Source organism: Thermosulfuriphilus sp., from assembly GCF_054026695.1.
In genome coordinates this window covers 112,117-120,054 of the sequence record NZ_JBPMLP010000053.1, presented here as the reverse complement: position 1 = coordinate 120,054, position 7,938 = coordinate 112,117, and the positions used below count along the sequence as shown (strand labels likewise).

The following is a 7,938-nucleotide window of genomic DNA, read 5'->3' as shown; positions in this document are numbered from 1 at the left end:
GCCGCTTAATATCATTGTCTAACAGAAGATCGTTAAACTAAGGCAATTAGCAATCCACCCTCACATATACGGATAAAACAATAGGAAAACTTATCTAGAAAAAAATACCTAGTTAATGAATTATTTCATCTAACAAAACTGGATGTCGATTTTGGAATTAGGAGATTAGATATTCGAGGAGGGTGGAGATGAAACTTATAACATGGAATAATTCATTTAGTGTTTATGTAAAAAGCATAGACGATCAACACAGACGACTAATAAAAATAATAAATTGTGCACAAAGAGCACACAATCTCAATAAAGATCGAAGATTATTAACAACAATCATGAATTCTCTTATTCGATATTCAGAAACACATTTCGCCACAGAAGAAAAGTTAATGGAAGATTTCGGATATCCAGAATACAAAGAACACAAAAGAGAACACGAATCATTATTACTGGACATTTTTGAAATAAATAGCCTGTATAATAAAAAAGACATTGGTGCTGATATATTATTAAATTTTCTAAAAGATTGGCTAATATGTCATATTCTTGACACAGACAAAAGATGCGGGCTTTTTTTAAAAAACAAAGGCCTAAGTTAGGGGCAAAAGTCAGTCCCAAAAGGAGCGGGGGATCCCCCGCTCCTTTTGGGACTTTAGCAACGGAATTGACTGACTACGTCTTTTAGTTTGGTGGCCAAAGCGGTCAGCTCTTGAGAAAGAAGCTGACTTTCTTCTCCCTTTTTAGCCGTCTCTTCCACTGCTTGAGCCATAGAATCAATCTTTTGCTTGATATTTTCCGTACTTTCAGCGGCTTGAGATATGGACTGACTGATCTCTCCCATGGTAGCTGTCTGCTCCTCTACGGCACTAGCTATGGTGTTGGAAATATCATTTATCTGGCTGACAATAGCGGTAATTTCCTCGATGGCCTGGACCGAGGCCTCGGCATCAGATTGGATAGCCTGAATCTTCTGGGAGATTTCCTCTGTGGCCTTGGCTGTTTGTTTGGCTAATTCCTTGACTTCATTGGCCACTACGGCAAAGCCCTTGCCGGCTTCCCCGGCCCGGGCAGCCTCAATGGTAGCGTTTAAGGCCAAAAGATTAGTCTGCTCAGCGATCTGGTTGATCAGCTTGACTACCTCGCCGATCTCCTTGGAAGAAAGGCTTAGCTTAGAGACAACTTCATTGGTGTTCTGAGCCTTGACCATGGCCTCATTGGCCACCTGGGCAGCCTGAGAGGTATTCTGAGAGATCTCGGTAATGGCAGCAACCATCTCCTGGGCGGCATCGGAAACAGCCTGGATGTTATTACTCACGGATTCTTCGGCTATCTGGACCTCCTCAGCCTCTCTGGACAGCCTCTTGGCTGTAGAAGCTACCTCAAGACCAGCCTGGTTAACAGTCTCTGCCGAGCTAGAAACCTTTTCCGAAGATCCCCTAACCTCTTTAAGGGTGCCTCTCAGCTCCTGGGCCATCATCTTTAGGGCCCCGAGAAGGCGACCGATCTCATCTTTGCTTGTAGGAGGAAACTCAACGGTAAAATCCCCTTTGGCCAGCCTCTCCACCACCGAAAGAGCTCTTTCTACCGGCCTGACTACAGAGACATTAATAGACCAGAGAATAAGGCCCAGGATGACCAAGGTGAGGCCAAAGATGGCAGCCTGATAGGTCTTTAACTGTTGGAGCCCCTGAACGGATTTTTCTTCGAAAAGTTTAGTCAGTTTATTGGCCTCAGAAAGGAGCTCCAAGTTATGGCTGAGAATGTATCTCCGATCCTCCTCGGTGCCTTGACCATTTAAAAGCTTCTCTAAGTGGGCCTTGAACTCCACCCAGACCCTCTCCAACCTCTCTATCTGGGCCATAATCTGGGGATCTTTTACGTTAGAGAGGTTAAGCTCCCCGTCTCCTTTCCTTAAGGCCCGCAAGCTCTTTTCAAAAAGGGCCATCGTCTCCCTAGCCCCTGCAAAATCACCTTCCAGGAACTGTTTGGTCATCTTCTGGCTGAGCATCCGTTGGCGTCCGGCCAGATTTACGGCCACCGCATCCTGGGAGTTTTTTTTCAAGACAAAGAAGATGACTCCAAAATTTATAAGGCTGATTGTAAACATGGCTAGTACCACCAGCGTCAGACGTCCCTTGATGGTCCCCAAGATATTCACGGCCGACCTCCTAATGGAAATTTTCTCAAAAATGTTTATCGGCCAGGAGTGACTTTTCTATAAGGAACTAGAGGATTTGAACAGCTTCTCTAAACAGAGGCGACCCTGGGAATCGATCATCTTTAAACCGGCCCAGAGGGTAATTAAGGCCGTTCCCAAGGCATAAGAGCCGGCCAACATAAACATGACCAAGATCTGATAGACCACGGCCTGAATGGGATCGGCCCCGGCCAGGATCTGGCCGGTCATCATCCCCGGCAACGAGACCACTCCGGCCACAGACATGGCGTTAATGATGGGTATGAGACCTGTCCTTACGGCCAGGCGCCACGGCTCCTTCAAGGCCTCAAAGCGGGTGGCACCAAAGGCAAGATAGAGCTCTACCTCATCTTTCTTAGTAAAGAGATGATCCAGAAAGCGATCAAGGGCTAGCGAGACCCCGTTTAGGGAGTTGCCCAGGATCATGCCCATGAGGGGAATCACGTATTGAGGATGATACCAGGGAGAGACCCCAACAATTATCTGGGTAACCATGCCCCCAACCACAAGGGCTGAAAAGGTCAAGGTAAGGACGGCATCCCAAAATATACCTGGATAACGTCTCGAGGACCGAGCCACCGCCTCTCGACTGGCCATAAAGATCATAAAACTGATCAGAAAAACCACAGGCCAAGGCCTCTCAATGGCGAAAATCCACTTAAGCACCAACCCCAGGAGACTGAGCTGGACGATTGTCCGTAGGGCCGCAACAAAAAGACGCCGTTCCACCCTGAGGCCGAGGGCCAAGGAGACCATACCGGCCATAAATACCAGCCCCGAGGCCAAAAAGAGATCTATTGGAGTAAGGGCAATGGGTTCGTTCATTTAAGTCTCTTTAAACAGCCACCCTTTAGTTCAAAGAGCAGATCACAGTCTGAAGGAACCGGTTCATGGAGGATACAAAAAACCAGGCGTCGGGAACGCCGGGCCTGAGAAAAAAGGAGTCCCAGAGCTCGAGAATAGCTCTCCTTATCAAGCCCGACAAAGGGCTCATCAGCCAAAAGAACCTTCGGATCCCAGAGCAAGGCCCTGACCAAGGCCAAACGGTGGCGCTCGCCAACGGAAAGATCCCTGGCCCGTTGTTGCCAAGAAATATGGGCCAGCCCCAACTCTCTCATGAGCTCCCGGGCCCGATCTTTATCAAAGCGCCTCTGACCTCTAGCTTTGAGACCAAAGGCAAAGGTCAGGTTATCAAGCACGGTTCCAGAGATCATCGGCCCTCCCTGGGCCAGAAAAAGGGCCTCGGCGCGAAAAGAAGAAAGTTCTAAGGGCGGATACTCCCGATCATCAAGGACTCTTCTGGCCCTTGGTGCGGAGCTGAGGCCTACGATCTGCCGAAACAGAGAGCTTTTCCCAGAGCCAGATGGACCGGTAAGAACAGCAAAGACACCTTCGGGGAGAGAGAAATAAACATGACGGTAGAGAAGACGACCGTTTTCTTCGAGGCTAAAAGGTCCAACGGAAAAAAAGTTCTTCATCCCCTTTGAAGAAATACCACAAGTCTTCGGGGAATGGATAACAAAAAAGCCCCGGATCTTTAGACCCGGGGCTCTCTTTAAGGCCGGGAGTTACCCGGCCTTAATCCCTTTAGTACATCGGAGGAGCGCCGGCGCCGGCAGCTCCGGCCTCCTTTTCCTCCTTAGGCTTCTCAGCCACCATGGCCTCGGTGGTCAGGAGAAGGCCGGCCACAGAGGCGGCATTCTGAAGGGCCGTCCGGGAGACCTTAGTCGGATCGATAACCCCAGCCGCCAGAAGATCTTCATAGACACCTGTGGCCGCATTAAAGCCCACCGCACCAGACTCGCCTTTGACTCGCTCGACCACTAAAGAGCCTTCATAGCCGGCATTGGCTGCAATCTGGCGAATCGGCTCCTCAAGGGCCCGGCGAAGGATGTTGACCCCAACCCTTTCATCTCCTTCAAGCTCAAGGCTATCCAGGACCGGAAGACAACGGATGTAGGCCGTTCCACCACCGGGAACAATGCCCTCTTCCACCGCTGCTCTGGTAGCATTAAGGGCATCTTCCACCCGAGCCTTCTTCTCCTTCATTTCCGTCTCAGTGGCCGCCCCCACGTAGATCACAGCCACGCCACCGATAAGCTTGGCCAGACGCTCCTGAAGCTTCTCGCGATCATAATCAGAGGTGGTCTCTTCAATCTGAGCCCTGATCTGCTTGACTCGGGCCTCAATGGCCTCTTTAGAGCCAGCCCCATCGACAATGGTGGTGGTGTCCTTGTCAAGGATTACTCGACGGGCCTGACCAAGATCATTTATGGTAGCATTTTCCAGCTTAAGTCCTACTTCTTCGGAGATCACTTGGCCTCCAGTAAGGATGGCAATATCCTGAAGCATGGCCTTGCGGCGCTCGCCAAAACCTGGGGCCTTAACCGCGCAGCACTGAAGAACACCCCGAATCTTGTTGACCACCAGAGTGGCCAGGGCCTCACCTTCAACATCTTCAGCGATGATGAGAAGAGGCTTGCCCATCTTGGCAATCTGCTCCAAGATGGGGAGAAGGTCCCTCATGGAGCTGATCTTCTTGTCGTGGATGAGGATGTAAGCATCCTCCAGCACGGCTTCCATCTTTTCAGGATCAGTTACGAAATAAGGGGAAATATAGCCCCTGTCAAACTGCATTCCCTCAACGACCTCAAGATAGGTCTCAAGGCTCTTGGACTCCTCAACGGTAATTACTCCCTCTTTGCCCACCTTATCCATGGCATCGGCAATAATGTTGCCAATGGTAGGATCGTTATTGGCGGAAATAGTCCCTACCTGAGCAATCTCCTTCCGGTCCTTGCAGGGTTTGGAGAGCTTCTTAAGCTCCTCGACCACGGCGGCTACCCCTTTGTCAATCCCCCTCTTAAGCTCCATGGGGTTGGCTCCAGCGGCAACCATCTTGACACCCTCGGTAAAGATGGCCTGGGCCAAGATAGTCGCCGTAGTGGTACCATCTCCGGCGACATCACTGGTCTTAGAGGCCACCTCCTTGACCATCTGGGCCCCCATGTTTTCAAACTTGTCTTCAAGCTCGATCTCTTTGGCTACGGTAACTCCATCCTTGGTAATGGTCGGGGAACCAAAGGACTTCTCAATGACCACGTTGCGCCCCTTGGGCCCGAGGGTAACCTTGACGGCATCGGCCAACTTGTTGACGCCGTTTAAGATCGCCTCACGGGCTTTAATGCCATATTTAATCTCCTTAGCAGCCATATCTCTCCCTCCTTAATTTAATCTCTGAGAATTGTTGTGTGGTTGGAATTAAAGAGAAGAACTATCGAAGAATTAATCCTCAATCACGGCCAAGACGTCATCCTCTCTCATGATGAGGTACTCTTCACCTTCAATCTTGACCTCAGTGCCAGCATACTTACCAAAAAGGATTCGATCCCCTTCCTTGACCACCATGGGGATCTTCTGGCCGCTTTCGGTTACCCGGCCGTCTCCCACGGCAATGACTTTGCCCATAATAGGCTTCTCTTTGGCAGTATCAGGGATAATAATTCCCCCTTTGGTACGCTCTTCCTCTTCGATCCTCTGAACAAGGATCCGGTCATGAAGCGGCCGAATCTTCATACGCCCTTCCCTCCTATAATTTGAGATTTTTTGAACCTTCCGTAGGCTTATTAGCACTCGCTGAGGTCGGCTGCTAATATAATCACTTGATCTGACAGTGCAAGATTTTTTTTTGAGGGGTGGTTCAATCTTCTCGGGAAAATGTCTTCACCAAGGAATAGATCAAGACCAAAACAGTAGCCCAGATGAAAAACTTCCCCTGGATATCAAAAAAAAGCCGCGGTCGAAAGGGAAAGATCTGAGGGGCCAAATAATAAAGGTAGGAAAAAAGGGTTGGAAGCCCCAGGGTAATAAGGAGAACCAAGAGCTCACCGATGATCGAAAGTCGAAGGAAGTAGCGAAAACGCTCCATGGTCGTCTGATAGGAAATAAGGCCTCCCTTCTGGGCTTCAAGACTGTCAAGGGCCTCCTCTAGCCTTTTGGCCTCAGTCATCACCTTTTTGATGTTTCGTTGCGGGTCACTCTTAGACAGAATCTCCAATCCCCTTAAGGCCTCTTTGATCTCCTCAAGAGCCCGACCAAAATGGGCATATTTTGCCTTGTAAGGATATTCTCGCCAGAAGATCACCAGATCATCATAGCGTCTGATGAGTTCTCTGACCCCTTCAACCACCTCCCGCTGTCGCCGGACGATCATACCCTGACCATCAAGGGCCAAGTGAGCCGCCGCTTTCCGGGCTTCTTCTACTGAGGCAATGCCTCCTTCATAGATGGCCTTTCTTATCTCCTCAAGGCTTTCCTCTTTGGTCTTCACCTCTTCGTCCTCGGAGCTGAAGACCTTCTTAAGCCCGGCCACCACCTCTTCGGCCCGGGTCAGATGGGCCAAAGCCTCTTCCTGGGCCACGGTGAGATGGCGAGCCAAGATCTCCTCCAGGTTAAGCTGCCAACCAATAAAATTGGGCTCCAAGTAGGCCTTCATCCAAAAAAATGATGACTGGCCTATCAGGGCCCTGACCCTGGCCTCGGCCTCGTCGTAGACCCCCATTCGAGAAAGGGCGATGGCCTCGGCATAGAGGGCCTCATCACAGCTTTTGTCAATCCTGAAGGCATCTTTCAGAGCCTCGTCGGCCAGGGAACTCTGGCCCTTGAGATCAAGGCAGCGGGCCTTGAGTAGGTAAAGATAGGAACGCTCCACCGGGAGTCGGGCCCGATCAAGAGCCTCTTCAAGGAAGACCAGGGCCCGGTCAAGATTCAGGCTCTCGATAGCCAGAAAGGCCAAAACCAAAAAGGGCTTTGAATCCTGAGGCCGGTCTTCAATAAGCTTGTCCAGAAGCCTCTGGGCCTCCTCATGCCCTCCGACCCTTAGGGCATCAAGGGCCAAAAAAAGAGGCCCCTTTGGAGGAGTAGGACGCCGGAGGTTTATCCCCTCCCACCTTTCGGCTTCTGTACCACAAAGTTGGGTCAGAAACCGAAGTTGGTAGATGAGACGAAGATCGTAGAAGGCCAGATAACCCACATCTCGCAGGTCTTTCTTAAACCAGGCCTTCTCAAAACGATGACCTACATGTTCAGGCTTGATCCGAGCCAGGGCTCTTAGGCCTTGCTGGCTGAGATCAAGCTTTTTGCTAGGGCAGTCTCCTGGGTGATGATCAAATGCCCCACAGTAAAAACATTCTGACTCCCGCCCCAAAAAAGGAAGGTCTCGGGCTCCAAAAAGGGCCTCGCTCTTAAAACTTGAGGCTAGACGCAGCTCGCTCAGATCTGTCCCCTCAAGGGGTTCGAGTTGGGTCAGGATACCCCAGCTGGCTGTTTTCTCGCGGCGGTATTGATGGGCTGCCTGAGGGGCCAAATAGAGATGGCCGGGACGGAGACGATCGGTATTGCTAAAAAGCCTTCGGGTAAGACCAGCGGCATCCTTGCCTAGTTCAAGGACCACTTGAAATGGCGGAGGAGCTACCGAAAGAGGCCCCTTAAAGAAATCAATGATCGAAGAAAAGAGCTCATCTGCCAGCAAGACCGCTTCTTTAAGGCCGGGAGAGAGGACATAGAAAAAGCCTTTATGGGAGGAAACCCGACCCCCCTTGCGGGAAAGTTCTCGGCCCACTGTTTGGACAAAGGCCTCAAATCTACCGGGGAAAAGGACCTTTCCCAAAGAGGGCAGTGGTGCATATAGAGAGAGTACTGGCTCTTTCATTTCTAGTTAAAACCTTAACCTTGAAATCGGCGGAACA

Annotated in this window: 7 protein-coding genes; 1 reads left to right on the top strand and 6 read right to left on the bottom strand. The window is 50.4% G+C overall.

The window, feature by feature from the left end; all coding sequences use genetic code 11:
• Window positions 1-188: 188 nt before the first annotated feature.
• The gene (locus tag ACXJJX_RS09785; protein WP_456434411.1) at window positions 189-593 is read left to right on the top strand and encodes a bacteriohemerythrin; all 405 of its coding nucleotides are present in this window, start codon (window positions 189-191) and stop codon (window positions 591-593) included.
• 53 nt (window positions 594-646) lie between these two features.
• Here ACXJJX_RS09785 and ACXJJX_RS09780 read toward each other — a convergent pair whose 3' ends face one another.
• The 6 genes from ACXJJX_RS09780 to ACXJJX_RS09755 form a co-directional block, all read right to left on the bottom strand.
• Entirely contained in the window at window positions 647-2,152 is a 1,506-nt protein-coding gene (locus tag ACXJJX_RS09780) for a methyl-accepting chemotaxis protein (RefSeq protein ID WP_456434410.1), read from the bottom strand.
• 57 nt (window positions 2,153-2,209) lie between these two features.
• Window positions 2,210-3,016, bottom strand: a complete 807-nt coding sequence (locus ACXJJX_RS09775) for an ABC transporter permease (RefSeq protein WP_456434409.1) — start codon at window positions 3,014-3,016, stop codon at window positions 2,210-2,212.
• Window positions 3,013-3,669 (bottom strand): ABC transporter ATP-binding protein, encoded by a 657-nt coding sequence (locus tag ACXJJX_RS09770; RefSeq protein ID WP_456434408.1) that lies wholly within the window; start codon window positions 3,667-3,669, stop codon window positions 3,013-3,015. The genes ACXJJX_RS09775 and ACXJJX_RS09770 overlap by 4 nt, the downstream gene beginning before the upstream one ends.
• A 109-nt stretch (window positions 3,670-3,778) precedes the next feature.
• Window positions 3,779-5,404, bottom strand: a complete 1,626-nt coding sequence (gene groL / locus ACXJJX_RS09765; protein ID WP_456434407.1) for a chaperonin GroEL — start codon at window positions 5,402-5,404, stop codon at window positions 3,779-3,781.
• Between the two features lie 72 nt (window positions 5,405-5,476).
• Window positions 5,477-5,767 (bottom strand): co-chaperone GroES, encoded by a 291-nt coding sequence (groES, locus tag ACXJJX_RS09760; RefSeq protein WP_456434406.1) that lies wholly within the window; start codon window positions 5,765-5,767, stop codon window positions 5,477-5,479.
• Between the two features lie 124 nt (window positions 5,768-5,891).
• Window positions 5,892-7,901, bottom strand: a complete 2,010-nt coding sequence (locus ACXJJX_RS09755; protein ID WP_456434405.1) for a tetratricopeptide repeat protein — start codon at window positions 7,899-7,901, stop codon at window positions 5,892-5,894.
• Between the last annotated feature and the right edge of the window lie 37 nt (window positions 7,902-7,938).